The organism is Streptomyces sp. NPDC102437, from assembly GCF_044765565.1.
Classification (GTDB): domain Bacteria; phylum Actinomycetota; class Actinomycetes; order Streptomycetales; family Streptomycetaceae; genus Streptomyces.
On the sequence record NZ_JBIWKI010000011.1, the window covers coordinates 1 to 23,557 of the forward strand.

General features: G+C 70.8%; 26 protein-coding genes and 1 pseudogene. 13 read left to right on the plus strand and 14 right to left on the minus strand.

Annotated features, from left to right (window positions below):
• The 3 genes and pseudogenes from ACIRJP_RS15885 to ACIRJP_RS15895 form a co-directional block, all read right to left on the minus strand.
• A pseudogene (locus ACIRJP_RS15885) lies at positions 1–81 on the minus strand (electron transfer flavoprotein subunit beta); the annotation flags it as partial.
• Between the two features lie 203 nt (positions 82–284).
• Entirely contained in the window at positions 285–791 is a 507-nt protein-coding gene (locus ACIRJP_RS15890) for a flavin reductase family protein (protein WP_388663727.1), read from the minus strand.
• Between the two features lie 196 nt (positions 792–987).
• Complete coding sequence (locus tag ACIRJP_RS15895; RefSeq protein ID WP_404173461.1) at positions 988–1,314, minus strand: TlpA family protein disulfide reductase; 327 nt, start codon at positions 1,312–1,314, stop codon at positions 988–990.
• A 218-nt stretch (positions 1,315–1,532) separates the two neighbouring features.
• On the opposite strand from ACIRJP_RS15895, the gene ACIRJP_RS15900 reads away from it, so the two are divergent.
• A complete protein-coding gene (locus ACIRJP_RS15900; RefSeq protein ID WP_351253534.1) occupies positions 1,533–2,255 on the plus strand; it encodes a lysophospholipid acyltransferase family protein in 723 nt (240 codons plus the stop codon).
• A gap of 130 nt (positions 2,256–2,385) precedes the next feature.
• On the opposite strand, the gene ACIRJP_RS15905 is transcribed toward ACIRJP_RS15900, so the two are convergent.
• From ACIRJP_RS15905 to ACIRJP_RS15920, 4 genes are all read right to left on the minus strand, one after another.
• Complete coding sequence (locus ACIRJP_RS15905) at positions 2,386–2,988, minus strand: transglutaminase domain-containing protein (protein ID WP_404173464.1); 603 nt, start codon at positions 2,986–2,988, stop codon at positions 2,386–2,388.
• A gap of 86 nt (positions 2,989–3,074) precedes the next feature.
• A complete protein-coding gene (locus tag ACIRJP_RS15910) occupies positions 3,075–4,154 on the minus strand; it encodes a low specificity L-threonine aldolase (protein WP_266735054.1) in 1,080 nt (359 codons plus the stop codon).
• On the minus strand, positions 4,133–4,900 hold the full coding sequence (locus ACIRJP_RS15915; RefSeq protein WP_404173467.1) for an SDR family NAD(P)-dependent oxidoreductase: 768 nt from the start codon (positions 4,898–4,900) through the stop codon (positions 4,133–4,135). Before ACIRJP_RS15915 ends, ACIRJP_RS15910 begins: the two co-directional genes overlap by 22 nt.
• Before the next feature lie 26 nt (positions 4,901–4,926).
• On the minus strand, positions 4,927–6,324 hold the full coding sequence (locus tag ACIRJP_RS15920) for a DUF6421 family protein (RefSeq protein WP_404173470.1): 1,398 nt from the start codon (positions 6,322–6,324) through the stop codon (positions 4,927–4,929).
• A gap of 318 nt (positions 6,325–6,642) precedes the next feature.
• On the opposite strand from ACIRJP_RS15920, the gene ACIRJP_RS15925 reads away from it, so the two are divergent.
• Positions 6,643–7,293, plus strand: a complete 651-nt coding sequence (locus ACIRJP_RS15925; protein WP_404173473.1) for a glycerophosphodiester phosphodiesterase — start codon at positions 6,643–6,645, stop codon at positions 7,291–7,293.
• Positions 7,294–7,305: 12 nt separating this feature from the next.
• Here ACIRJP_RS15925 and ACIRJP_RS15930 read toward each other — a convergent pair whose 3' ends face one another.
• Positions 7,306–7,857 (minus strand): GNAT family N-acetyltransferase, encoded by a 552-nt coding sequence (locus ACIRJP_RS15930; RefSeq protein ID WP_404173476.1) that lies wholly within the window; start codon positions 7,855–7,857, stop codon positions 7,306–7,308.
• A 77-nt stretch (positions 7,858–7,934) separates the two neighbouring features.
• On the opposite strand from ACIRJP_RS15930, the gene ACIRJP_RS15935 reads away from it, so the two are divergent.
• Entirely contained in the window at positions 7,935–8,321 is a 387-nt protein-coding gene (locus ACIRJP_RS15935) for a VOC family protein (protein ID WP_404173479.1), read from the plus strand.
• A gap of 16 nt (positions 8,322–8,337) precedes the next feature.
• Here the strand turns inward: ACIRJP_RS15935 and ACIRJP_RS15940 are convergent, their stop codons facing one another.
• A complete protein-coding gene (locus ACIRJP_RS15940) occupies positions 8,338–9,750 on the minus strand; it encodes a PLP-dependent aminotransferase family protein (RefSeq protein WP_404173482.1) in 1,413 nt (470 codons plus the stop codon).
• Positions 9,751–9,877: 127 nt separating this feature from the next.
• On the opposite strand from ACIRJP_RS15940, the gene ACIRJP_RS15945 reads away from it, so the two are divergent.
• From ACIRJP_RS15945 to ACIRJP_RS15975, 7 genes are all read left to right on the plus strand, one after another.
• Entirely contained in the window at positions 9,878–11,131 is a 1,254-nt protein-coding gene (locus ACIRJP_RS15945; RefSeq protein ID WP_404173485.1) for a Tm-1-like ATP-binding domain-containing protein, read from the plus strand.
• A 59-nt stretch (positions 11,132–11,190) separates the two neighbouring features.
• Entirely contained in the window at positions 11,191–12,015 is an 825-nt protein-coding gene (locus tag ACIRJP_RS15950) for a phosphoenolpyruvate hydrolase family protein (protein ID WP_404173488.1), read from the plus strand.
• Positions 12,016–12,177: 162 nt separating this feature from the next.
• Entirely contained in the window at positions 12,178–12,765 is a 588-nt protein-coding gene (locus ACIRJP_RS15955; RefSeq protein WP_404173491.1) for a DUF5134 domain-containing protein, read from the plus strand.
• 85 nt (positions 12,766–12,850) lie between these two features.
• Positions 12,851–13,786 carry a M56 family metallopeptidase gene (locus ACIRJP_RS15960; RefSeq protein ID WP_404173494.1) on the plus strand — a complete coding sequence of 312 codons (936 nt, stop codon included), beginning with the start codon at positions 12,851–12,853 and terminating at the stop codon, positions 13,784–13,786.
• 33 nt (positions 13,787–13,819) lie between these two features.
• Positions 13,820–14,518 (plus strand): phosphatase PAP2 family protein, encoded by a 699-nt coding sequence (locus tag ACIRJP_RS15965; RefSeq protein ID WP_404173497.1) that lies wholly within the window; start codon positions 13,820–13,822, stop codon positions 14,516–14,518.
• A gap of 89 nt (positions 14,519–14,607) precedes the next feature.
• The gene (locus ACIRJP_RS15970) at positions 14,608–15,309 is read left to right on the plus strand and encodes an HAD family hydrolase (RefSeq protein WP_404173500.1); all 702 of its coding nucleotides are present in this window, start codon (positions 14,608–14,610) and stop codon (positions 15,307–15,309) included.
• Between the two features lie 69 nt (positions 15,310–15,378).
• Entirely contained in the window at positions 15,379–15,555 is a 177-nt protein-coding gene (locus ACIRJP_RS15975; protein ID WP_404173503.1) for a hypothetical protein, read from the plus strand.
• A 404-nt stretch (positions 15,556–15,959) separates the two neighbouring features.
• On the opposite strand, the gene ACIRJP_RS15980 is transcribed toward ACIRJP_RS15975, so the two are convergent.
• Positions 15,960–17,450 (minus strand): LVIVD repeat-containing protein, encoded by a 1,491-nt coding sequence (locus ACIRJP_RS15980; protein WP_404173506.1) that lies wholly within the window; start codon positions 17,448–17,450, stop codon positions 15,960–15,962.
• Positions 17,451–17,648: 198 nt separating this feature from the next.
• On the opposite strand from ACIRJP_RS15980, the gene ACIRJP_RS15985 reads away from it, so the two are divergent.
• Both ACIRJP_RS15985 and ACIRJP_RS15990 read left to right on the plus strand, forming a co-directional pair.
• Positions 17,649–18,296, plus strand: coding sequence for a DUF305 domain-containing protein (locus tag ACIRJP_RS15985; protein ID WP_404173509.1), 648 nt, complete (start codon positions 17,649–17,651; stop codon positions 18,294–18,296).
• Between the two features lie 77 nt (positions 18,297–18,373).
• Positions 18,374–19,780, plus strand: a complete 1,407-nt coding sequence (locus ACIRJP_RS15990; protein ID WP_404173512.1) for an FAD-dependent oxidoreductase — start codon at positions 18,374–18,376, stop codon at positions 19,778–19,780.
• A 52-nt stretch (positions 19,781–19,832) separates the two neighbouring features.
• Here the strand turns inward: ACIRJP_RS15990 and ACIRJP_RS15995 are convergent, their stop codons facing one another.
• The 3 genes from ACIRJP_RS15995 to ACIRJP_RS16005 all read right to left on the minus strand — a co-directional run bounded on the left by ACIRJP_RS15995 (position 19,833) and on the right by ACIRJP_RS16005 (position 22,003).
• Positions 19,833–20,213, minus strand: coding sequence for an ArsR/SmtB family transcription factor (locus ACIRJP_RS15995; protein ID WP_404173515.1), 381 nt, complete (start codon positions 20,211–20,213; stop codon positions 19,833–19,835).
• Positions 20,214–20,443: 230 nt separating this feature from the next.
• On the minus strand, positions 20,444–21,541 hold the full coding sequence (locus ACIRJP_RS16000) for an NADH:flavin oxidoreductase/NADH oxidase (RefSeq protein WP_404173518.1): 1,098 nt from the start codon (positions 21,539–21,541) through the stop codon (positions 20,444–20,446).
• 72 nt (positions 21,542–21,613) lie between these two features.
• Entirely contained in the window at positions 21,614–22,003 is a 390-nt protein-coding gene (locus tag ACIRJP_RS16005) for a hypothetical protein (protein WP_404173521.1), read from the minus strand.
• Positions 22,004–22,189: 186 nt separating this feature from the next.
• Here ACIRJP_RS16005 and ACIRJP_RS16010 point away from each other — a divergent pair, with 186 nt between their 5' ends.
• The gene (locus ACIRJP_RS16010) at positions 22,190–22,726 is read left to right on the plus strand and encodes a GNAT family N-acetyltransferase (RefSeq protein ID WP_404173524.1); all 537 of its coding nucleotides are present in this window, start codon (positions 22,190–22,192) and stop codon (positions 22,724–22,726) included.
• On the opposite strand, the gene ACIRJP_RS16015 is transcribed toward ACIRJP_RS16010, so the two are convergent.
• Positions 22,714–23,430 carry a cupin domain-containing protein gene (locus tag ACIRJP_RS16015; protein WP_404173527.1) on the minus strand — a complete coding sequence of 239 codons (717 nt, stop codon included), beginning with the start codon at positions 23,428–23,430 and terminating at the stop codon, positions 22,714–22,716. The genes ACIRJP_RS16010 and ACIRJP_RS16015 overlap by 13 nt on opposite strands.
• Positions 23,431–23,557: the final 127 nt, after the last annotated feature.

Below are 23,557 nucleotides of genomic sequence, written 5' to 3' on the forward strand. Positions count from 1 at the left end.
CACCGTCAGGTCATCGGCGAAATGCCGGTCACCGGTGGCGTCGGGCACGTACTTCACACAGACAACGATCCTCAAGCTCACGCCGGCTCTCCTACTGCATCGTCATTTCCGGGCTGCCTTGTTGCACGCAGCATAGGCGCCTGATGGGGCGGTTTCCGGTCGGGGCGACCGACACCTCGACCGGAAATATTACTAGCCAGTACACCCAGCAGCTCACCCATGAGCAAGCGCTCGGAACTGTGATATGCCCAACGTACGGCAACCCGTGTGGCGCCTGGGCGCAGTCAGTCCCGCAGCGCGTTGAAACGGCCCTGGTGATAGATCAGCGGACGGCCGCCTCCGGCGGGATCCCCGACCACGGCCTGTGCGATCACGATGCGATGGTCCCCGGCCGGGACGCGTGCGACCACGCGGCAGACCAGCCACGCCAGTACGCCGTCGAGCACCGGGACTCCTTCGGGCCCACTGCGCCAATAGGTGGACGGGCCGAAGCGGTCGGCGCCGCTGCGGGCGAATGTGGCGGCCAGCTCCTGCTGGTGCTCGCCGAGTATGTGGACGCCGATGTGCTCGGCCTCGGCCAGGACCGGCCAGCTGGAGGACGAGGTGCCGACCCCGAAGGAGATCAGCGGTGGCTCGGCGGCCACGGAGTTGAGGGAGGTGGCGGTGAAGCCGACCGGACGGTCACCTGCGGCGGTGATCACTGCCACGCCGGCGGCGTGTTGCCGGAAGACCGAGCGGAGCAGTTCGGGAGAGGCCGTGCGGGTGGTGCCGAGCTCGGGCGATGCCGTCATGGACATGTCCTTCCGCGGAAGTGGCGTACAGGGCCGAGGTTGCTCAGGCACCCGGACAGCGCGCACTCGCGTTGCGGGCGAGATCCACGTGGACCCGGCCGTAGAGAAGGAATTGCGGCGGCATAGCGTCAGACTGACGATGCATGGCGGGTGCAGTCAAGGCCGTTCCGCGATGTGGGAGATGTATCACTGTCCGTCACATCGCCCGCCCCAGAGCGGCGACCACGTCGACGGTGCGCGGCTGGCCGACGGCCCGTCGGACGATCCGGCCGGCCGCGTCGAGGACCAGCACGGTCGGCGTGCGGCCGATCTCCAGCTCCCGTACGAGGGTGAGATGCGCCTCGGCGTCGATCTCCACATGGGCCACGCCGTCCACCATGCGCGCCACCTCGGCGAGGGTCCGGCGGGTGGCCCGGCAGGGCTGACAGAACGCGCTGGAGAACTGCACGAGGGTGGCCCGCTCCCCCAGTTCGGCGCCGAGCCGGGCCGCGTCCAGCGGCTCTCCACACGTCTGCCCGTCCACCTTCGGCCTCCTGTCAGAGCTCATCGCAAGAGGTCAGCGCCACCGGCCCGCGAGACATTCCCGGAGGTTCCACGTGACGAGAATCTCGCGCCCCGAGCCCTCGGAGACTGGCCACCGCGTCGCGCATGGGGCACGATCGGCGCAATGCCGCAAACCTACGGCTGCGTAACTTCCGCCGGGAGAACCCTCCTCAGGCGCTGAAGAAGGGTCTTCCCCAGATGGCAGAACTCGTCTATCGGCCGGTCATCGGCGCCGCTCGTACGTTTTTCAAGGCGCTTGACCTGAAGATCGACACTCAGGGTTCCGAGCACATCCCGAAGACCGGTGGCGCGGTACTGGTGAGCAACCACATCAGCTATCTGGACTTCATCTTCACCGGGCTCGCGGCCCTGCCGCAGAAGCGGCTGGTCCGCTTCATGGCGAAGGAGTCGGTCTTCCGGCACAAGATCTCGGGACCGCTGATGCGCGGCATGAAGCACATCCCCGTCGACCGCAGGCAGGGTGAGGACGCGTATGCGCACGCGCTCGCCTCGCTGCGCGCCGGCGAGATCGTCGGTGTTTTCCCCGAGGCCACCATCTCGGAGTCGTTCACGCTGAAGAGCTTCAAGTCGGGTGCCGCCCGGCTGGCCCAGGAGGCCGGCGTACCGCTGATCCCGATGGCGCTGTGGGGGACGCAGCGGCTGTGGACCAAGGGCCGGCCGCGCAATCTCAAGCGCAATCACGTGCCGGTGACGATCCGGGTCGGCGAGCCCGTGGAGGCACCCACCGACCAGTACGCGGGCGCGATCACGCGGCGGCTGCGGGAGCGGGTCCAGGAGCTCCTGGAGGCGGCCCAGCGCGCTTATCCCGTGCGCCCGAAGGACGCGAGCGACACCTGGTGGGTCCCCGCCCACCTCGGCGGTACGGCCCCGACCCCCGCCGAGGTGCGGGAAAGGAGCTGACGCGGCCGAAACGTCACTCCGGGGAGCGGACGTCGACCCACTGCCCGGAGTGACGCCTTTGGGCCCGGAGCGCCGTGCGTCCGGCTCGGTGTGCGACGTCGCCGGCCCGGCGCGTCGTCGTTTCGTTCGCTCAGAGCGCTGTGGGAAGCGTGCGCCACAGCTGCGGGCGGTCTTCGGCGGACCGCAGGCCGTGCAGCACCGCCGGATGCGGGGCCGCGTACAGGAGCGGGTAGTCCACCTCGCCGATCTCGGGGTGGACGGGCCAGGCCAGCCGCTCCTCGTCGAGCGAGAACTGCGCGTCGACGCCGGGCTTGTTGCCGCGGGCGTCCTGGCGGTACCAGCGGTCATGGCCGGGCAGCCGGATCGCGATCAGCCCGTGCACGGGACCGGGCCCCCCGTCGTCGTCGGCGGCGAGGGCCTGGTAGCAGAGAGCGGTCGGGATGCCCGCCGCGCGCAGGAGGGCGGCCAGGGCGTGGGACTTGGCATGGCAGATGCCGTTGCGCGTCGCGAGGACGTCGGAGGCACGCCAGGTGACCCGCATGTCGCCGGAATCGGCGGAGTGCGCAATGGTGTCGCGTACAAAGGCATAGGCGGCGGACGCGTATGCGTATGCGTCGCTGGTGTCACCACGGAGCTCGGCGACCGTCTCCCGCACCAGCGGATGCTCGTGGTCGATGGCCTCGTCGACGGCCAGGTAGGCGGAGAGTTCAGGGACCTGCTGGACCAGTTCCATGGGCGCCGAGCGTAGATGTGCGGCCGACCGGGAGTCAATGACTTTCCGATCGACCGCATACCTATTCGGCAATTATCGAGTTCTGACTACTTCGCCATCTCTTCCTTCAGGGCGAGGACGAACGCGTCGACGTCGTCCTCCCTCGTGTCGAAGGCGCACATCCAGCGGACATCGCCGGCGGCCTCGTCCCAGAAGTAGAAGCGGAAGCGCTTCTGCAGCCGCTCGCTCACCTCGTGGGGCAGCCGGGCGAAGACGGCGTTGGCCTGGACGGGGTGGAGGATCTCCACACCATCCACCGTCCGCACACCCTCGGCGAGCCGCTGGGCCATCGCGTTGGCGTGCCGGGCGTTGCGCAGCCAGAGGTCCCCGGCGAGCAGCGCCTCCAGTTGTACGGAGACGAAGCGCATCTTCGACGCGAGCTGCATGGACAGCTTGCGCAGGTGCTTCATGGCACGGACGGCGTCCGGATTCAGGACGACCACGGCCTCACCGAAGATCGCCCCGTTCTTCGTACCGCCGAAGGACAGCACATCGACGCCGACGGTGTTGGTGAACGTACGCATCGGCACGTCCAGCGACGCCGCGGCGTTGGCTATCCGGGCCCCGTCCAGATGGACCTTCATGCCGTGCCCGTGGGCGTGGTCGCAGATGGCGCGGATCTCGTCGGGTGTGTAGACCGTGCCCAGCTCGGTGTTCTGGGCGATCGAGACGACCTGCGGCATGGCACGGTGCTCGTCGTCCCAGCCGTATGCCTGCCGGTCGATGAGCTCGGGGGTGAGCTTGCCGTCCGGGGTGGGCACGGTGAGCAGCTTGAGGCCGCCCACCCGCTCCGGGGCGCCGCCCTCGTCCACGTTGATGTGGGCGGACTCGGCGCAGATCACCGCGCCCCAGCGGTCGGTCATCGCCTGGAGGGAGACGACGTTGGCGCCGGTGCCGTTGAAGACCGGGAAGGCTTCGGCGGTGGGGCCGAAGTGGCTGTGCATGACACGCTGGAGGTGCTCGGTGTACTCGTCCTCGCCGTAGGCGATCTGGTGACCGCCGTTGGCGAGGGCGAGCGCTGCGAGGATCTCCGGGTGGGTGCCCGCGTAGTTGTCGCTGGCGAAACCGCGGATCTGCGGGTCGTGGTGGCGCCGCGCGTCGGTCCTTACGGTTGTGGGGTCAGCCACAGGCGCTTTCCGTTCACTTCCGGGGCGGGCCGGTCCCAGACGCCGGCGATGGCATCTGCCAGCTCCTTGACGTCCGTGAAGCCCGCGAACTTCGCATTGGGGCGCTCGGCGCGCATCGCGTCGTGCACCAGTGCCTTGACGACCAGGATCGCAGCCGCGGTCCTGGGCCCTTCCTCGCCCCCCGCCTTGCGGAACGCGTCCGCGAGCGCGAGCGTCCATGCCTCGGCCGCCGCCTTCGACGCGGCGTAGGCGGCGTTTCCCGCGGTGGGCTTGGACGCCCCGGCCGCGCTGATCAGCACGTAGCGGCCCCGGTCGCTGCGCTGGAGGCCCTCCTGGAAGGCGAGCGAGGTGTGCTGGACCGTGCGGATCAGTAGCTTCTCCAGCAGGTTCCAGTCGGCGAGGTCGGTCTCGGCGAAGCTCGCGCCGCCGCGCCAGCCGCCGACGAGGTGGACCAGGCCGTCGATCCGGCCGAATTCCTTCTCGGTCTTGTCCGCCCATTCGCGGGCGGCACCGAGGTCCAGCAGATCGACCGTGTCACCGGTGACGGTGGCGCCGCCGTGGGCGTAGCGCGCGGCGTCGACCGCCTCGGCCAGGCGGGCGGCGTCCGCATCGGAGGCGACGACCGTCGCACCGGCCTCGGCCAGCCTCATCAGTGTGGCCCGCCCGGCCGGGCCCGCGGCCCCGGCCACCGCGACCACGGCGCCTTCGAGAGCACCGCTCCCGTTGCCCTTGCCGTTTCCGTTCATGGCCACCGCCTCCTCAGACCCGGCGCTCACGCGGCTGCCCGCTCGGCATCCGCAGCGGTGATCCCCTTGGTCGAGGCGATCACGTTCTTCAGCTTCTTGGAGAGCGCCTCATAGAACATGCTCAGGGGAAACTCGTCAGGAAGCACATCGTCGACGAGCTTACGGGGCGGCTGCGACAGGTCCAGCGCGTCCGGGCCCTTGGCCCAGCGGGAGCCCGGGTGCGGGGCGAGGTAGGTCGAGACCAGGTCGTACGCGGCGAACCAGTGGACCAGCTTGGGGCGGTCGATGCCGTCGCGGTAGAGCTTCTCGATCTCGGCGCAGAGCTGGTTGGTGATCTGCGGGGCGCGGTCCCAGTCGATCTTCAGCGTGTTGTCGGTCCAGCGGACGACGTCGTGCTTGTGGAGGTACGCGAAGAGCAACTGGCCGCCGAGACCGTCGTAGTTGCGGACGCGCTCGCCGGTGACGGGGAAGCGGAACATCCGGTCGAAGAGGACGGCGTACTGGACGTCACGGCCGTGCGCGTTGCCCTCGGCCTCCAGCTTCACGGCCTCCTTGAAGGCGGTGAGGTCGCAGCGCAGCTCCTCCAGGCCGTACATCCAGAACGGCTGGCGCTGCTTGATCATGAAGGGGTCGAAGGGCAGGTCGCCGTGGCTGTGGGTGCGGTCGTGGACCATGTCCCACAGGACGAACGCCTGCTCGCAGCGCTGCTGGTCGGAGACCATCTCCCGGATGTCGTCGGGCAGCTCGACGCCGAGCAGCTCGACCGATGCCTCGGTGACCCGGCGGAAGCGGGCCGCCTCGCGGTCACAGAAGATGCCGCCCCAGCTGAAGCGCTCGGGGGCCTCGCGCACGGCGATGGTCTCCGGGAAGAGCACGGCGGAGTTGGTGTCGTAGCCCGAGGTGAAGTCCTCGAAGGTGATGCCGCAGAACAGCGGGTTGTCGTAGCGGGTGGCTTCGAGCTCGGCCAGCCACTCGGGCCACACCATCCGCAGCACGACCGCTTCGAGGTTGCGGTCCGGGTTGCCGTTCTGCGTGTACATCGCGAAGACGGCCAGGTGCTGCAGACCGTCGGCGCGGTCCTTGGCCGGCTGGAAGGCGAGCAGCGAGTCCAGGAAATCCGGTACGCCGAAGCCGTCCGCGGCCCAGCGGCGCAGGTCCGCGGCGAGGGCGCGGTGGTACGCGGCGTCGTGCGGCAGCAGCGGGGAGAGCTCCTCGACCGCGGCGATCACACGGTCCAGCGTCGACCGTGCGGCCTCGGGGGACGGCGCGCCCTCGGCCTCGAAGTCGATGGAACCGTCCTTCGACTGCCAGGGGCGGATCTCCTCCACGGCATTCTTGAGTGCGGGCCAGGCGGGATGATCGACCACCCTCTGATCCGTGGCTATGCCGCCCGCAGCAGCGTCCTGCACAAGAATTTCCGTCATAACACTTCCTCCACAGGAGAACCTCGCGTTGGGCAACCGTATCCATGTGCGGTTCCTTGAGACAAGTGGGGCCCAGAAAATTATCCTGCCACCCCCCATGAACACCGCGATTCTTCCTGTGCAGAACGTGCTCGGCGGCTACTTCCGTCGGCTGCGCGCGCATTGCGGGTGTCTGCCCCTTCACCGCTCCGCCAGTGGGGTCGGGGCTGCCGGTTCGCCGTATGCCGCAGTGTCTCGTGGGTAGGAACCGCACGGGGGAGACGCCGTCGACGGAAGCGGGTTGCCTTGTCTTTTCTCACCATCGGACATCGCGGAGTGATGGGTGTCGAGCCCGAGAACACCGTGCGCTCGTTCGTCCACGCGGAACGGGCCGGAATGGACGTGATCGAGCTGGATCTTCATCTGAGCAAGGACGGCGCGCTGGCCGTCATGCACGACGCCGATGTGGACCGTACGACCGACGGCACCGGGCCGATCAACGAGAAGACCCTGTCCGAACTGCGGGAACTCGATGCCGGACAGGGCGAGCGGGTTCCGGTCTTCGAGGAGGTGCTCGACGCCGTGCGGTCCCCCGTGCAGGCCGAGATCAAGGACGCGGCGGCCGCCCGCGCGCTGGCCGAGGTGATGCTGCGACGCGATCTCGTCGACCGGGTCGAGGTGTCCTCGTTCCACGACGAGGCGGTGGCCGAGATCGCCCGGCTTGTGCCGGGGGTACGGACCGTGCTCATCGCCAGCCGCTGGCAGGGCGATGTGGTGGACCGTGCGAAGGCGGTGGGGGCGGCGACGCTGGCGCTGAACATCCGCCGCCTCACCCTGGAGGTGACCGAACGGGCGCACGCCGAGGGGCTGAAGGTCATCGGCTGGGTGGTGAACACCCAGGACCATCTGCGGCTGGCCCGCGCCCTGCGGCTGGACGGGGCGACCACCGACTACCCGGAGATCCGCCGCGCCGGCCGCTTCACCGCCTGATCGCGGTCCCGGTCAGACGAGGTCCTTGACCAGCAGCTCGAAGGCGAGGTCGTCACGCTGCGGAATACCGAAGCGCTCGTCGCCGTACGGGAACGGGCTGAGCTCTCCCGTACGGCGGTAGCCGCGCCGCTCGTACCAGGCGATCAGCTCCTCGCGCACCGAGATCACGGTCATGTGCATCTCGCTCACGCCCCAGCTCTCCCGGACGGTACGCTCGGCCTCGGCGATGATCACCTTGCCGAGCCCCGCCCCCTGCAATCCGGGACGGACCGCGAACATCCCGAAGTAGGCGGCATCGCCGCGGCGTTCGAGCTGGCAGCAGGCGACGAGCCCACCGTCGCGCTCCACCACGAGCAGCCGGCTGCCGGGCGCTTCGAGGACCTGACGCACACCGTCCGGATCCGTCCGCTGCCCCTGCAGGATGTCTGCCTCGGTGGTCCAGCCCGACCGGCTGGAGTCCCCGCGGTACGCCGACTCGATCAGCGTCACCAGCGCGGGCACATCGGCGTCGGCGGCGTCACGGAAGGTCAGCTGTCCCGGGTCCTGGGCGGGGGCGGTGTCCATGGGCGTGACTCTCCGTTTCTGTGCTGTGGCCGTGCCGGAGCAGCGTAACCCGGCGGGCCCGAACTAGATTCGGGCGCATGGTTCATGTGCTGAGCAGCCGGATCCTGTTGCGCCCGGCCGATCCCGAACGGTCCCGCGTCTTCTACGGCCAGTCCCTCGGGCTGCCCGTCTACCGGGAGTTCGGCACCGGCCCCGAGCGGGGCACGGTCTACTTCCTCGGCGGCGGCTTCCTGGAGGTGTCCGGACGCGCCGCCGAGCCGCCGGTGCCCGGCCTCCGGCTGTGGATGCAGGTCGCGGACGTGCGGGCGGCGCACCAGGAGTTGTCGGCCCGCGGCGTCGAAGTGCTGCGGGAGCCGGTTCGCGAGCCGTGGGGACTGATCGAGATGTGGATCCGCGATCCGGACGGGCACCGGATCGTGCTGGTGGAGGTCCCGGTGGACCATCCACTGCGGTATCGCCCCTGAGCCGGTGGTGGCGCCGTCAGTGCGGGGCGCGGCTGCGCCGCGCGCAGTCGACGAGCACGGGCAGGGCCTTCGCAAGGCCACCGTCGTCGTCGGCGAAGGGAAGTCGCACGTGGTGGCGGAAGCCGTCCACGGCGGAGAAGGCCGGACCGGGCACGATCAGTACGCCCGCTCGGCGGGCCAGCTGGGCGGTGGCTTCGGCATCGGCGCCCGGGATCTCCACCCAGAGGGCGGAACCACCGGCGGGGCGCTCCCACCGCCAGCCGGTCCGCTGCTCTCGCAGCAGCCGTTCGGTCTCCGCCAGACGTTCACGCAGCCGGGAGCGGCGCCGGGCGCGGGCCTCGGGCAGTTGCCCCAGCAGCTTCACGGCCAGCATCTGATCCACCACCGGGCACGACAGATCGACGGACCTCTTGATGTCGGCCAGGCGCCGGATCACGGTGGTGGAGGCCCTGATCCAGCCCAGCCGGAGGCCGCCCCAGAAGAGCTTGGACAGGGTGCCCACGGTGGCCGTGGCGGCGGGCGGCAGCAGGCCGGCGAGGGAGCCGGGCGCGGCGTCGTGGAGCAGGGACAGTTCGGCGTAGGCGTTGTCCTCCACCATGTACAGGCCCTGTTCGGCCAGTACGGCGGCCCAGGCGCGGCGGGTGGGCTCGTCCATGCCGCGTCCGGTGGGGTTGTGGACGGACGGTTGCAGATAGACGAGGCGGGGCCGGACGTGGCCGGCCAGCCGGGCCAGCGCGCGGGCGCCGTGCGCCCCGCCCGCGGGCAGCGGGACGAGCCGGGCGCCCCGGCCGCGCAGCGCTTCGAGCGCGCCGCGGTAGGTGGGGTCCTCCACGATCACGGTGTCACCGGGTTCGACCAGGCCCTGGGTGATCAGCCAGACGGCCTGCTGGGACCCGGCGGTCACCAGGATCTGTTCCGCAGAGGTCGGCAGGCCCGCCGAGCGGTGGTACTCGGCGATCCCCTCGCGGAGTTCGGGCAGCCCGTACGGGAGGTACCCGTCGCCGGCCAGCGCGGCGGTGAGGTCACCGGCCGACAGGTCACCGACGGCCGCCGCGACCGCGGGCAGGCCGTCCAGCGCCCCGCTGGACAGGTCGATGCCGCCGTCCCTGGTCCCGAAGCTGGCCAGCCGCCCCTCGGTCGCCGGCTCGCCCACCGCGCCGGAACCCCGCAGCCGGGAGCCACTGCCCTGCCGGCTCTCCAGCCACCCCTCGGCCTCCAGCAGCCCGTATGCGGCCGTCACCGTGGAGCGGCTGACGCCCAGCGCCGCAGCCAGGGCGCGCTGGGAGGGCAGCACCGTGCCCGGTGCCACGTCGCCGCGCTGCGCCAGCTCGCGCAGCGCCTCGGCCAGCAGTCGCGGCATCGCGCCCGTGCCGTCCTTGGACCACCCGGTGAGCAGACGGGACAGCCGGGTGGGAGGAATGCGGTCCATCCCCCCATCATCTGCGGTCCGTGCACTGGTCGTCGCCCACCGCAGGCCAATTGCGCCCAAGTGGTCTTTGCCGCCCTCCGACGGCTCGCACATGATCGGGAGGACGCCGTTGCAAAGGAGCAGGAACATGGCGACCGTGGTGCTCGTCGGGACGTTGGACACCAAGGGGGCGGAGTACGAGTGGCTCGCGGCGCGGCTCCGCGAAGCGGGCTGCGACGTGGTCCTCGTCGATGCCGGGGTGATGCCGTCGCCGGCGGGCACGGTCACGGGTGACGTCGACGCGGCGGCCGTCGCGCGCCGCGCCGGGCACGGTCTGGAGGCGCTGCGCGCCGACGGGGACCGCGGTGCGGCGGTGTCCGCCATGGCCGAGGGGGTCGAGCGGATCGTCGGTGATCTGCACCGCGAGGGGCAGCTGCACGCGGTGCTGGCGGTGGGCGGGAGCGGCGGGTCGTTCATCGCCGCGCGCGCCATGCAGGCGCTGCCCATCGGCGTCCCGAAGGTGCTGGTGTCCACCATGGCCGGCGGGGACGTGTCGCCGTACGTGGGCAGCAGCGACATCACCATGATGTACAGCGTCGTCGACGTGGCGGGCATCAACTCGGTGTCCTCGCAGATCATGGGCAACGCGGTGGCGGCGGCGGCCGGCATGGCCATCCACCACGAGCAGAGCCTGAACGAGTCGCGGCCCCAGGGGCCCCCGCTGATCGGCGCCAGCATGTTCGGCGTCACCACGCCCGCGGTCGACGCCGCCCGCCGGCGGCTGGACGAGCTGGGCTACGAGGTCCTGGTCTTCCACGCCACCGGTGCGGGCGGCCGGGCACTGGAGAAGCTCGCCTCGGGCGGGTTCCTCGCGGGTGTCCTGGACCTGACCACCACCGAGCTCGCGGACGAACTGGTCGGCGGCGTGCTGAGCGCCGGCCCCGACCGGCTCACCGCGGCGGGCCGGGCCGGCGTGCCTCAGGTGGTCGCGCCCGGCGCGCTGGACATGGTCAACTTCGGCCCCGCCGACACCGTTCCGGAACGCTTCGCGGATCGCCGGCTGCTCGTGCACAACCCCACCGTCACACTGATGCGCACCACGGCCGAGGAGATGACCGGACTCGGCGCCTCCATGGGGCAGAAGCTGGCCTCGGCGCAAGGCCCGACCGCGGTCCTCTGGCCGCTGGGAGGCATCTCCGCCGTGGACGCCAAGGGCGGGCCGTTCCACGATCCGGAGGCCGACGCGGCCGGGCTGGCCGCCCTGCGCGCCGCCCTGCGGGGCAGCGCCGTCGATCTGCGCGAGATCGGCGCGCATCTCAACGACACGTCGTTCGGCGTCGCCGCCGCCGACCACCTCCACCAGCTGATCAGCACCCGGGAACGTTCGCACCCGAACGTCTGAGCCTCGCATCCGCACGTCTCAGCGGCGAGAAAACCACCGACCGAATCAGGAGTCCATCCGTGAACCGCAACCAAGCCCTGTCGCGCCTGACCGAGCAGGTCGCAGCAGGCAAGGCCGTCATAGGCGCGGGCGCAGGCACCGGCCTGTCCGCCAAGTGCGCGGAGGCCGGCGGCGTCGACCTGCTGATCATCTACAACTCCGGCCGGTACCGGATGGCCGGGCGGGGCTCGCTGGCGGGCCTGCTGCCGTACGGCGACGCCAACGCCATCGTGCTCGACATGGCGGGCGAGGTCCTGCCCGTGGTGCGGGACGTTCCCGTGCTCGCCGGGGTGTGCGGCACCGACCCGTTCCGGATCATGGGCAACTTCCTCGACCAGTTGAAGGGCATCGGCTTCACCGGCGTGCAGAACTTCCCCACCGTCGGGCTCTACGACGGCAGGTTCCGCGAGAACCTGGAGGAGACCGGCATGGGCTTCGGTCTGGAGATCGACATGATCCGCCAGGCCCACGAACGCGATCTGCTCACCGCGCCCTACGTGTTCGACCCCGATCAGGCCGCCGGAATGGCGCGGGCGGGCGCCGATGTCCTCGTACCGCACGTCGGGCTGACCACCAAGGGGTCCATCGGCGCCTCGACCGCGCTCACACTCGATCAGGCCGCCACCGCCGTGCAGGAGATGCACGACGCCGCGAAGCGCGTCAATCCAGACATCGTCGTGCTCTGCCACGGCGGCCCGATCGCCGAACCGGAGGACGCCCGTTACGTCCTGGAGCACACCACAGGGATCGCCGGATTCTTCGGCGCCTCTTCCATGGAACGGCTGCCCACGGAGCGGGCCATCACCGAGCAGGCACGTGCCTTCAAGTCGCTCACTCTCGGCTGACGGGAGGGCTGATCGGCTGACGGGAGGACGAAAAACGCAGCGCGCGGCGGGAAAAACGCTCCTGCCGCGCGCTCCCCCTGTACTTCAATGCGCCGCGTACGACGGTCCTTGTCCGGGCATCGACCAAGGGGACCGCGTCGTACTGCCAGGGGGAGGTGCGCTGTGCACGGATCGGCGATGTCGGGCTGGCTGCTGATGGCGTTGTGCGCGACGACGGGTGCGTACTGCCTGCTGCGCACCCGCGGCGAGACCGGGGAGGGGCGCAGGACCGCGCGCGCGGAGGCGCTGATGGGGTTCGGCATGGCCGCCATGGCGGTGCCGGCGGCCGTCGTGACACCCCCCGCGTGGGCATGGGCGGTGTACGCGGCGCTGTTCGGGGCCGCCTCGTTGCGCGCGCTGTGGTTCTCGCGGCGCAGCGGACACCATCTGCACCATCTCGTAGGGTCCTCGGCGATGGTCTACATGGCCCTGACGATGGCACCGGGCGGCGGCGCTGCGGCGCACGGCGGACACCTGGGACACGGGGTCGCGGCGGCCGGGGGCGTCCCGGTGCTGACCGGGCTGCTGCTCGCCTACTACGCGGTGTACGTGCTGCGGTCGGGGGCCCGGCTGATACCCGTGGCCGCCGCCGTCCCGGTGGGCGGCGGCGGTGGCCCGGACGACGGCTTCTGGATCGCGCGGCCCGAGCTGGCGCTCGCCTGCCGGCTGACGATGGGGATGGCCATGTTCGCGATGCTGCTCGCTCTGTGAGACAGCCGGCCGGTCAAACCGTGGTCTGCGTCACTTGCCGCGCACAGCCATACCCGTGGGTACCGCGCCCCCATAGGCTGACGTCATGTTGGTCTCCCTCGCACTGCTGCTGCTCGGTGCACTGGCCGCCGTCCTGACCCCGCGGCTGATGGCCAGGGCCCGGTGGCCGGAGCGCGAGCCCGTCGTGGCGCTGTGGGTGTGGCAGTGCGTGGTGGCCGGGGTGCTGCTCTCCTTCGCGCTTTCCATGACGTTCAGCGCGGCCGCCGCCTGGCAGGCGGTGCGCGGGCATGTGTTCGCGCCGGCGCCGCACGCGGTGGTGGAGGCCTACGCGTTGGGTGGGCACGGCCGGTGGTCCGCCGCCATGGCCGTGCTGCTGGCGCTCGGCGGGCTGTGGTCGGCGGTGATGCTGACCCGGGAGATCCACCGGGCCCAGGTGCGTCGCAGGCAGCGGCGCGCCGAACTCCTGGTGCGTGCCCCGCTGATGCCGGGCGAAAAACCCGGCAGCGGACGTCTCGTAGTGCTGGAGGGCGAGCGCCCGGACGCCTGGTGGCTGCCGGGCTCCGCACCTCAACTGGTCATCACCACCACGGCACTCAGGCGCCTGAAAGGCCGTCAGCTGGATGCGGTGCTGGCCCATGAGCAGGGGCACGCCAACGCACGGCACGACTGGCTGCTGCACTGCTCCGGCGCGCTGGCGACCGGGTTCCCGCAGGTGCCGGTGTTCGCGGCGTTCCGCGACGAGATGCACAGGCTGGTCGAACTGGCCGCGGACGACGTGGCATCGAAGCGCTTCGGACGGCTGACGATCGCCCTGGCACTGGTGGAACTCAACGAGGACCGGGGCGTGTTCGGCCCCTGCCCGGCTGCGGACGCGCAGTTGCCGCTGCGGGTGAACCGGTTGCTGACCCCGGCCGACCGGCTCACCGCGGGCCGTCGGCTCCGGCTGACCGCGGCGGCCGCGCTGGTGCCGGTGGTCCCGCTTCTGGTGGCCTTCATTCCAGGACTCAGCGCGCTGCGATAGCCAGGGCCGCCGGCCTTCCGCGAAGATCACCCCATGCCGTCCACGCAGCTCCCCCCGCCCGACCGTACGCGTTCCCGTGTCACACCGTTCAAAGCGGGTGCGGTCTGCGCGCTTCTCGCGCTGGTCGTACTGATCCTCGTCGCCGTGCGCTGGTCGCCGCTGATGACGCTGGACCGTACCGTCGCGGACGCCCTGCACCGCAGGGCGGTGGCCGAACCCGGCCTGGTCCACGTCAACCGGATCCTGACCGACTGGGTCTGGGATCCGTGGACCATGCGCGCCCTGATCACGGTGGCGGTGGTGGCGCTGTGGTGGCGCGGGGAGCGGCTGCTCGCGGTGTGGGTCGCGGCGACGAGCGTGCTGGGCACTCTGGTGCAGCAGGGGCTGAAGTCCGCGGTCGGCCGGGAGCGGCCGCAGTGGCCGGACCCGGTGGATTCGGCGCATTATGCGGCGTTCCCGTCCGGTCACGCGATGACGGCGACGGTGAGCTGCGGCCTGCTGCTGTGGCTGCTGCGCCGGTACGGCCTCGGGCCCCGGTTGTGGCGGACGGCGCTGGTCGTGGCGTGCGTATCGGTCGTCGGGGTGGGTCTGACCCGCCTCTACCTGGGTGTGCACTGGCTGAGCGACGTACTGGCCGGCTGGCTGCTGGGGGTCTCCCTCGTGGCCTTCGCGATCGCCGGATTCGCCCGGTACGAGCGGCGCGGCGGGCCCCCGGCGCCCGGCCGTCCCTGAGCCGGCCCCGAGCGGTCGCGTCCCGCCCTCCCACGGCACCGGGTGACCCGCCTTGTCGAGCCGCCCCCGTGCCGGGGAGGATCGCAGCCATGCAGATCAAGGGTGTGCTCTTCGACTTCTCCGGGACTCTCTTCCGTATCGAGTCCGTCCGGTCCTGGCTGCGCGCGGTCCTCGCCGAGCAGGGGGTGACGGTGAGCGAGGCCGACTTCGAACGGTGCGTGGGCGAGCTGGAGGCCGCCGGGGCACTGCCGGGCGGCCCGCCTCCCCGGCACGTACCCGCCCGGCTCGCCGCCGCGTACGCCACCCGTGACGAGTGCGCGGAACTCCACCGGGAGGCGTACACCGGACTGGCCCGGCAGGTGGCCCTGCCGGATCCCGGCCTGTACGACGCGCTGTACGAGCGGCATCGGACACCGGCCGCCTGGGAGCCGTATCCGGACGCGGCGGAGGTGCTCGGCGCGCTGCACGACAGCGGAATCCGGATCGGTGTGGTCAGCAACATCGGCTGGGACCTGCGGCCGGTCTTCCGGGCGCACGGTCTGGACCCCCTGATCGACACGTATGTGCTGTCGTGCGAGCTCGGCATCCAGAAGCCGGACTCACGGATCTTCCACACCGCCTGCACAAATCTCGGGCTGGATCCGGCGGATGTGGTGATGGTCGGCGACGACCGGAACGCGGACGGCGGGGCCGCCGCACTGGGTTGTGACGTGCGGTTTGTGCACCATCTGCCGGTGGCGGAGCGGCCCGACGGACTGCGGACGCTCGGACTGGTGCCGGGCGTTGCCTGACAGACATGTGAGAGATGTCCCTGACGCCCAATGGGTCTGATTGTCACATCGGGGCCTTAGCCTGTATGTATGTCCCGTTCTCCGTGCTCCTCCGACTCCCCGCGCACCGCCGCCGTGGTGAACAAAGAGATCCGTGAGCTGTGGCAGCGCTCGGGCGGCTGCCTGTCCCCCGAGGACGAGGAGCAGTACCAGCGCCTGCTGGTGGAGTGGGCCGCTGCGACGGGCGGCGGCAGGTCCGCCGCCTAGCCTGGGGACTGTCCGGCGGATCAGGGTCGGACAGGGCGCGACGTCCGGTGCGGTGCATCGCAAGGCGCCGGAGCGTCTTGATAGCGGAGCTGTTCGGACGTTTCGGCAACGCCGCGAGGTGCCGTGCCAGGCGCCGCGACCCCGGCCATGATCCGCCGGACAGTCCCTGGCACCGCGCCGTCCCGCGCCGCATTGCCCCCGCAGGGCGCCGCCCCGAACCGCGCTGTCCCGCAGGGCGGTGGATCCGCCCTGCGGGACACCTTGTTTCGCGGTGGATCCGGCCGGGTGGAGGTTCCGGTCGGGTGATGGACCCAGTCGTGCAGTGGACCCAGTCGTGCAGTGGATCCGGTCCGGTGATGGATCCGGCCGGGTGGAGGTTCCGGTCAGGCAGTGGATCCGGTCGGTCAGCGGTCGAAGTAGTCCGGCTGGGTCTGCACGTTGAGCTCGTCCAGCCGCACCCGCTTCGCCGGGTCGGTCCGCCGGTCGTCGAGCTTCAGGATGTCGAAGCCCTTGGCGATGTCGTTGGAGTAGATGTAGCCGTTGTAGTAGTACGCCGACCACGGGCCGGCCGTGGTGACGGCGTCGGTGCTGACCGGGCCGCGCTCGAAGTAGCCGATCTCCTTCGGCTTCGACGAGTCGGTGAAGTCCCAGACCGACACCCCACCCTGGTACCAGGCCTGGACCATCAGGTCGCGGCCCTTGACCGGGATGATCGAGCCGTTGTGGGCGACGCAGACCTCGGTGTCGGCCTGCGGGCGGTCGATCTTGAAGTAGCTGCGGAAGACCAGCTTGCGGTGGTCGCCCTTGCCCACGATGTCGTAGATGCCGTTGGCGCCGCGCTTCGGGCCGATCTCCTCGTTGCAGGTGGCCGCGCCACCGCCGCCGAGCTCATCGGTGAACACGACCTTGTCCGTCGTCTGGTTGAACGTCGCCGAGTGCCAGAACGCGAAGTTCACATTGTCCTGCACCCGGTCGATGATCTTCGGGTTCTCCGGGTCCTTGATGGAGAACAGCAGCCCGTCGCCCATGCAGGCACCCGCGGCCAGGTCCTTCGAGGGCAGCACGGTGATGTCGTGGCAGCCGGTGGTCTTGGAGACGCCCGGGTTGTCCGGGGCACCCGGGTTGCCGCCGTCCGGGAAGAGCACCGGGAAGTTCACGACCGCCGCCTTCTCGGGCGCGTTGCGCGGCACCTTGATGACGGAGATCCCGTCGTGCGGCGGCTGGCAGTCGGGGAACGTCGCGCTCGGCGAGTACGAGGAGACATACACGTACACGTTCTTGCGCTCGGGAACCAGCGTGTGGGTGTGCGATCCGCACGCGGTCTCGACGGCGGCGACGTACTTCGGGTTGCGCTTGTCGCTGATGTCGAAGACCTTCATGCCCTCCCAGGAGGACTTCTCCGTGGCGGGCTGGGTGGTGCTGGCACAGGAGTTGTCGCTGCGCGAGGAGTCGGTGGACAGGAAGAGCAGGTTTCCCGAGACCGATATGTCGTTCTGCGAGCCGGGGCAGAGAACCTGCGAGACCGTCCTCGGGGCGCTGGGGTTGCTGATGTCGAAGATCCGGAAACCGTCGTAGTTTCCGGCGAAGGCGTACTTCCCCTGGAAAGCCAGGTCCGTGTTGAGGCCCTTGAGCGCGTCCTTCGGGACGTTGGCCAGATGAGTGATGTTGGAGCTGTGGACGATCTCGTCCACGCCTGGCACTTCGCCGCTCTCGATCGCAGCCTTGGCCTCGGCCTGCTGGGCGGCCAAGACGCCCGTCCGGGCCTCACCCCGGTCCCCGGGGTCGGGCGTCGCGGCCGCGGGTCCGGCCATCAGCAACGTGGCCAGCAGGCCGGCGGCTGCCGTCGCCACGCCCAGCCGTCTGCGCCGCACCGGGCTCGTGTGCAACGAAATCACTGCGTCCTCCCATGGATCCGAACGTAGTTGAACGGTTCACGGACCTCGGCAGTATCGTCCTTGTCATGGTGATCCCAACAGATGGCAACAGAGACGTAATGAAAGTTTCTGATCGCTGCCGTGCGGAAGCGTGTTAGGACGGTCGGCAACCACCCCATATGGCCATGGAGGTCCCACTTGTTGATCCGCCGTCAGACCATGTGTGTACGTAGCTCCGCTCTTGTCGCAGTTGCCGTTTCGGCCGTTCTCGCCCTCGCCGGGTGCGATGCGGGGGGCGTCGAGAACCGCACCAAGGCCCGGGCGGGCGGAGGTCCTTCGGTGGTGGCCCCCGGAAAGCCGGGGGAGCCCGCAAGGACGCTCTCCGCCGAGGAAGCCGCGAAGGCCGCCGGGGACGACCGCCCCAACTCCGCCGACTACCGCTATGCGCAGATGATGATCCAACACCACGCCCAGGCCCTGGAGATGACCCGACTCGCCCCCTCGCGTTCCGGCTCCTCCTCGGTCAAGCGGCTCGCCGAGCGCATAACCGCCGGCCAGAAGCCGGAGATAGGCGCCATGGAGGGGTGGCTCACGCACAACGGCGGAGCGAAGCGCGAATCCGCCCACGACCACTCGGCGATGCCCGGGATGGCGACCGAGGCGCAGCTGAAGAAGTTGCGCGCGGCGGACGGCGCGGCCTTCGACAAGCTCTTCCTGAAGTTGATGATCACCCACCACCAAGGGGCGATCACGATGGCGACCGAGGTGCTCGCGGAGGGGAACAACGTGCAGATCGAGGAGATGGCCGGCGACGTGGTCGCACAGCAGACGGTGGAGATCGACCGGATGCGCACGATGTCGTCCTGACGACGGCCCCGGCGCGCCTCTCCCCCGCTCCGCCCACCGGTGCCATGCTGGAGGCATCCTCCGGGAAGAGGTGCGCCGTGCTCCGTGTCGCCGTCGTCGGCTCCGGTCCCAGCGGGGTCTACACCGCTCAGGCCCTGGTCGCGCAGGACCGGGTTCCCGATGTCCGGGTCCATGTGCTGGACCGGCTCCCCTGCCCGTACGGCCTGGTGCGTTACGGCGTCGCGCCGGACCACGAGAAGATCAAGTCGCTGCAGAACAGTCTGCGGACCGTTCTGGAGCACGAGCGGATCACCTTCCTCGGGAACGTCGAGGTGGGCGGGGGCGGGATTCCGCCCGAGCGGCTCGGCAAGCTCTACGACGCGGTGGTCTACTGCGTCGGGGCCGCGACCGACCGTTCGCTCGCCGTCCCCGGCGAGGATCTGCCCGGCAGTTTCTCCGCCACCGAGTTCGTCTCCTGGTACAGCGCACACCCTGACGCGGCGGCCGACGGCTTCCCGCTACGGGCGCGTTCGGCCGTGGTGATCGGGGTCGGCAACGTGGCGGTGGACGTGGCGCGGATTCTCGCGCGGAGCGCACAGGAGCTGCACCCGACCGACGTGCCGCACGGTGCGCTCGGCGCACTGGCGGGCAGCCGGGTGCGCGAGATCCACATGGCGGGCAGACGCGGACCGTCACAGGCCAGGTTCACCACCAAGGAGCTGCGCGAGCTGAGCAGCCTGCCACACGCCCGGGTCCTGGTGGACGAGACGGAGCTCGCCCTCGATCCGGCGTACGCGAATCCGTCCGCCCAGCAGGCCCCCGCCCAGTCCTCACCGCCGAACGCACCGCTCCCGACGGCGGCGGCCCGGCGCAATGTCGAGGTCCTGCGCGACTGGGCCGCGGCCGGCAGCGAGGGCGCGGGCCCCGGCGGGCATCCGCCGCGCAACATCCGCCTGCGGTTCTTCCTCCGCCCCGTCGAACTGCTGGAGCGGGACGGCCGGGTGGCCGGGGTCCGGTTCGCCCGGACCGTGCCGGACGGCAGCGGGGGTGTACGCGACGCCGGTACGTACGAAGACATCGACGCCCAGCTCGTCCTGCGGGCGGTCGGCTACCGGGGGATCCCACTGCCCGGACTGCCTTTCGACCCGGTACGCGGGACGGTGCCGCATCTGGCGGGGCGGGTGCTGCGGGACGGGGTTCCCTCACCCGGGGAGTACGTCGCCGGGTGGATCAAACGGGGGCCGACCGGGGTGATCGGCTCGAACCGCTCGTGTGCCAAGGAGACGGTGGCGTCGCTGCTCGACGACGCCCCGCTGCTCACCGGGCACCCGGCGGTACCCGATCCGGTGGCCGCGCTGCGGGCGTGGGGGCTGCGTCCGGTGGAGTGGGACGGCTGGCTGTCCATCGAGCGGGCGGAGGCGGCGCTCGGCCGGTCACTGGGCCGGGAGCGGGTGAAGATCCCGGACTGGGCGGGGCTGCTGAACGCCACGCGGGACGGGGGCTGAGGCTGCGTGCCCTGACACCGCGCCTGATCCGGCCTGATCGAGACGAAAGGGCCTAGCGGCCCTCGCCGACGCGCCGGAGCTGCTGGTTCGCCGCGTCGAGGACGCTGTCGAGGAGCCCGGGGAACAGCGCGTCCAGGTCGTCTCGCCGCAGCCCGTTCATCTTGGCCGTGCCCCGGTAGATCTGCTGGACGATTCCGCTCTCGCGCAGCACCCGGAAGTGGTGCGTGGAGGTGGACTTGGAGACCGGCAGCTCGAAACAGGAGCAGGTGAGTTCGGCGTCGGCGGCGGCCAGCTCACGGACGATGCGCAGTCGCATCGGGTCGGAGAGCGCGTGGAGCACCCCCTCGATGCGGATCTCGTCGCGCGCGGGGTGGTCGAGCACGCGACCGCCCGCCTCGGCGGTACTCGTGGCAGGGGCGCTGGCGGCGGTCACGTCGGCTCCACTTCCTGGGGTTGCTCGGATTTCTTCTTGGTCGGGCCCTTCATAATACGAGATTCGTCGTAGTTCTACACGCACCGGACAGGGCCGCCGCACCTCTTCACGCATCTGCCGTGCCCGGGCAATGTCACCGCGAGCACCGGCCCTTCATCCTCCCCGCCGACCGACCCCGGACCCCTTGACGCTTCACAGCGTGCGGGGGCCGGCCGGGGCGGTGCGGGGCCTCAGACGGCGCGGAGGTACTGCTCCGGCTGGCGGAGTTCGCCGCCCAGTTCGCGGGCCGCTTCCTGGGCCCATGACGGGCTGCGCAGCAGTTCGCGCCCGAGGAGCACGGCGTCGGCCCGCCCCTCGGTGATGATCTTCTCGGCCTGCTGAGGCTCGGTGATCAGGCCCACCGCCGCCACCGGCAGCGAGGTCTCGGCCCTGACCCGCTCGGCGAAGGGGACCTGGTACCCCGGCCCGGTCGCGATGCGGGCGCGCGGGGCATTCCCGCCGCTGGAGACGTCCAGCAGGTCGACCCCGTGGGCCTGGAGCCGCGCGGCCAGCCGCACGGTCTCGTCGACCGTCCAGCCCTCGCGGTCGTCCTCGTCGTTCTCCGTGAGCCAGTCCGTCGCGGAGATCCGGAAGAGGACGGGCAGCTCCTGCGGCCAGACCTCGCGCACCGCGTCGACGATCTCCAGGGCGAGGCGAGTGCGGTTCTCGAAGCTGCCGCCGTACTCGTCGGTGCGCCGGTTGCTGTGCGGGGAGAGGAACTGCCCGATGAGGTATCCGTGGGCGCCGTGCACCTCGGCGACCTCGAACCCGGCATCGAGAGCGCGTCGAGCGGCCTCGCGGAACTGGTCGACGATGCCCCGGATCTCGTCCACGGTCAGCTCGTGCGGCACGGGGTGGCCTTCGTCGAACGGCAGCGGGCTGGGGGCGACGGGCGTCCAGCCGTGCGCCTCCGGCCCGACCGGCCCGCCGCCCAGCCAGGGGGCCGCCGTGGACGCCTTACGCCCGGCATGCGCGAGCTGGATGCCGGCGACGGAACCCTGCCCCTTGATGAACGCCGTGATCCGGCGGAAGGCGGCAACCTGGGTGTCGTTCCAGATGCCGAGGTCGGCGGGGCTGATCCGGCCCTCGGGGCTGACGGCCGTCGCCTCGGTGATGATGAGCCCGGTGCCGCCGATGGCTCGCGCCGCGAGATGGGCGAAGTGCCAGTCGGTCGCGACGCCCTGGTCGGGCCCGTCCGGTGCGGCGCTGTACTGGCACATGGGTGCCATCCAGATCCGGTTGGGGATGACCAGCGACCGAAGGGTGTAGGGCTCGAAAAGGGCACTCACGTCGGACTCCGTTTCGACGGGGTACGGAAGAATCGCTAGTACGATACATCCCGTACTACGACGCCCGTCAAATTACGATGACTCTCGTACTACTCGGAGCGTGATGTGGGCGTCCGCGTCATAGCCCTGGGTCCAGCTGCGCCCGGCACCGGACTTCCAGGTGACGTGGACGGTGGCACCGTCGACCCTGACGTCGTCCACCGTCATGGCCCGGTCGCCGTCCCGCACGTCCCCCCGACGCAGTTCGCGCGCCTTGACGGTGACGGGCTCCGCCGACCGCGCGCTGTCGGCCTCGTGCGCCGCGAGGACGAGCGCCTCCGCCAGCTCCCGGGCCCGGGCGGGGGTGCAGCTCAGCGACAGCTCCCCCGAGGGCGCCTCGACCCTGATCCCGACCCGCGCTCCGACGGGGTTCACCGCCAGGCCTGCCGCACGCCCCTCGGCGTCCTCGATCCCGCTCGTCATCGCTCCACGCTTCCTCTCGCCCGACCGAATTCTTTCCTCGGACCGAATTCTTTCCTTACGTCCGGCCGGATCTCGAATCCCGTGTCCGGCCGGTTCCCGAACCCCGCATCCGGCCGGTCAGGGCGCGCGCCGGCCTGCGACTATTGCGTTGCGGACCGCCCGGGAGACTGCGTAGCGTCACCGGCCATGACGACACCCGCCCTGCACACCGCACGCCTGCGCCTGGCGCCGTACACGCCGGACGACGAGGAGGACTTCGTCGCCCTCTTCCAGGACGCCCGGGTATCCCGCTGGATGGGGGAAGGACCCCAGAGCGAGACGGAGGACCGCGCCCTGTTCGGGCGGATCTTCAGCAAGGTCTACGCACAGGAGCTGTTCGATGTCTGGGCGGTCCGGCACGAGGGGCGGTTCGTCGGCCATGCGGAGATCAAGCCTTCGGCGGACGTGGGCGGCCACGAGATCGTCTACGCACTGGCCGCCACCGCCTGGGGGCAGGGGTTCGGCACGGAGATCGCACAGGCACTGACCGGGTACGGATTCGACGCGCTCGGGCTCACCGAGGTACATGCCACGGTGGCCGCCGACAACACCGCGTCACTGACACTGCTGGGCCGGATCGGTTTCCGGCACGTCCGGGACACCGTGGAGGAGGACGGCAGCACGACCCGGGTCCTGACCCGCTCGGCCGCCTCCCACGCCACCGGGGCCGGTCAGCCCCGGTAGACGTCCAGACGGCCGCACAGGCCGAACTTTCCGTAAGCGGAGGGCTGTTCGGCGTGCACACACGCGTCGGCGAGGTAGCCGCCGTCACCGCGCGCCACGGCGTCGAGCTGGGCGCCGGTCACCTCGGAAGCGGCGGCGGCTCCCCGCTGCCAGCGCCCGCGCCAGTCCTCGGCCCTCGGGCTTACGAGCGCTGCCGCGGCCCGGTGAAATGCGGCGAGCGGCTCGGGGTCGCCCGCTTCGGTGGCCCGGCGCAGGGCGAGAAAGCCCTCCACGGCGAGATCGCGGCGAGCACGGGCGGCCCGCTCCTGATCCGCTTCCTGGCCGCCGACCGGCAGGGCGACCGACGCCCGGTAGACATCGGGGTCCGCCAGGCGGTCAGGGGGCAGGGTGAGTACGGCATCGCCCGCCTCCGGCAGCCCGCTGTTCTCCATGAGGACGACGATGCGCAGCCCGGCCTCGTTGACGAGCCGGTGGATCGTGCCCGGCGTGAACCACACCAGCGCGCCCGGCGCCAGCGGTGTCTGCCGGAACCCCGACGCGGTGAGGGTCTGCACCGAGCCCGTGCCGCCGACCACCACGTACCCCTCGGAGCAGGTGAGGTGGAGATGGGGCGTCCCGCCGCGCAGGCCGTCCGCGGTGGGCCAGTCGTACACCCGCAGGTGGGACACGGCGACGGCGCCGGGCAACCCTTCGAAGGTCGGCACAGCTGCTCCTCGGTCTCGGCTCGGCAAGCGCACGGCAAGCGTTCGGCACACGCTCGACATGCGCTCTGCAAGCGCTTTCCACATCTGCATGCACCGTACCCACGACGGTCACGGAAGCAACAGGGCC

Bases quoted from the DNA above. Each gene is read 5' to 3' on its own strand.
- ACIRJP_RS16010 (WP_404173524.1), top strand. From the start codon at position 22,190: ATGACGACACCCGCCCTGCACACCGCACGCCTGCGCCTGGCGCCGTAC.
- ACIRJP_RS15940 (WP_404173482.1), bottom strand. From the start codon at position 9,750: ATGGACCGCATTCCTCCCACCCGGCTGTCCCGTCTGCTCACCGGGTGG.
- ACIRJP_RS15985 (WP_404173509.1), top strand. From the start codon at position 17,649: ATGTGTGTACGTAGCTCCGCTCTTGTCGCAGTTGCCGTTTCGGCCGTT.
- ACIRJP_RS15975 (WP_404173503.1), top strand. From the start codon at position 15,379: ATGTCCCGTTCTCCGTGCTCCTCCGACTCCCCGCGCACCGCCGCCGTG.
- ACIRJP_RS15945 (WP_404173485.1), top strand. From the start codon at position 9,878: ATGGCGACCGTGGTGCTCGTCGGGACGTTGGACACCAAGGGGGCGGAG.
- ACIRJP_RS15915 (WP_404173467.1), bottom strand. From the start codon at position 4,900: ATGAACGGAAACGGCAAGGGCAACGGGAGCGGTGCTCTCGAAGGCGCC.
- ACIRJP_RS15960 (WP_404173494.1), top strand. From the start codon at position 12,851: ATGTTGGTCTCCCTCGCACTGCTGCTGCTCGGTGCACTGGCCGCCGTC.
- ACIRJP_RS15905 (WP_404173464.1), bottom strand. From the start codon at position 2,988: ATGGAACTGGTCCAGCAGGTCCCTGAACTCTCCGCCTACCTGGCCGTC.
- ACIRJP_RS15930 (WP_404173476.1), bottom strand. From the start codon at position 7,857: ATGGACACCGCCCCCGCCCAGGACCCGGGACAGCTGACCTTCCGTGAC.
- ACIRJP_RS15965 (WP_404173497.1), top strand. From the start codon at position 13,820: ATGCCGTCCACGCAGCTCCCCCCGCCCGACCGTACGCGTTCCCGTGTC.
- ACIRJP_RS15970 (WP_404173500.1), top strand. From the start codon at position 14,608: ATGCAGATCAAGGGTGTGCTCTTCGACTTCTCCGGGACTCTCTTCCGT.
- ACIRJP_RS15900 (WP_351253534.1), top strand. From the start codon at position 1,533: ATGGCAGAACTCGTCTATCGGCCGGTCATCGGCGCCGCTCGTACGTTT.
- ACIRJP_RS15890 (WP_388663727.1), bottom strand. From the start codon at position 791: ATGACGGCATCGCCCGAGCTCGGCACCACCCGCACGGCCTCTCCCGAA.
- ACIRJP_RS16005 (WP_404173521.1), bottom strand. From the start codon at position 22,003: ATGACGAGCGGGATCGAGGACGCCGAGGGGCGTGCGGCAGGCCTGGCG.
- ACIRJP_RS15935 (WP_404173479.1), top strand. From the start codon at position 7,935: ATGGTTCATGTGCTGAGCAGCCGGATCCTGTTGCGCCCGGCCGATCCC.
- ACIRJP_RS15925 (WP_404173473.1), top strand. From the start codon at position 6,643: ATGGGTGTCGAGCCCGAGAACACCGTGCGCTCGTTCGTCCACGCGGAA.
- ACIRJP_RS15920 (WP_404173470.1), bottom strand. From the start codon at position 6,324: ATGACGGAAATTCTTGTGCAGGACGCTGCTGCGGGCGGCATAGCCACG.